Here is a 544-nt window from a genome sequence, read left to right on the forward strand (position 1 = left end):
CGCCATCACAGCGGCAGCCTCACCCGCGCCGCCTTCCTGTCGGCGCGCAACGACGTCCTGGCCAATGTGGCAATCATTGCCGCCGGCCTGGTCACGGCATTTGTGTGGAATTCGGCTTGGCCAGATATTGTCATTGGGCTGGCAATCGCCATCATGAATGCGGATGCTGCCCGCGAGGTTTTCACGGCCGCAAGACGCGAGTTCGCAGAAGGCCAAATTTCAAACTGAAACGCTGCCACCCGATCCGCGCACGATCCCCTCAACTCCTGCGCCGTCGGCCGGAATGGCTACCCGGTCGTCGACTGGTTGGAGCATGTCAGCGACGAACAATACGGGATTTGACCAGGTATCGGCGCGTGGCGCCGAGTTCAACGCCCGAACTCTACGAAGGAGACCACCATGACCGATGTTCCAAGGCTGAAAAGCCCATTCTCCGATATCGCTCCCGCGCTTGGCAGATACAGCCCTGGATCGTTCCGATCCCCGGCACCACCAAGCTCAATCGCCTCGAAGAGAACATCGGATCGGTCACTGTCGCGCTGAC

Annotated in this window: 1 protein-coding gene; it reads left to right on the forward strand. The window is 60.5% G+C overall.

From position 1 onward, the window contains the following. Positions 1-228, forward strand: a 228-nt coding sequence (locus tag EN925_RS38885) for a cation transporter (protein ID WP_164894840.1), incomplete at its 5' end; no start/stop codon positions are given. Between the last annotated feature and the right edge of the window lie 316 nt (positions 229-544).

The sequence above is a fragment of the Mesorhizobium sp. M7A.F.Ca.US.006.04.2.1 genome (assembly GCF_004022915.1).
Classification (GTDB): Bacteria; Pseudomonadota; Alphaproteobacteria; order Rhizobiales; family Rhizobiaceae; genus Mesorhizobium; species Mesorhizobium ciceri.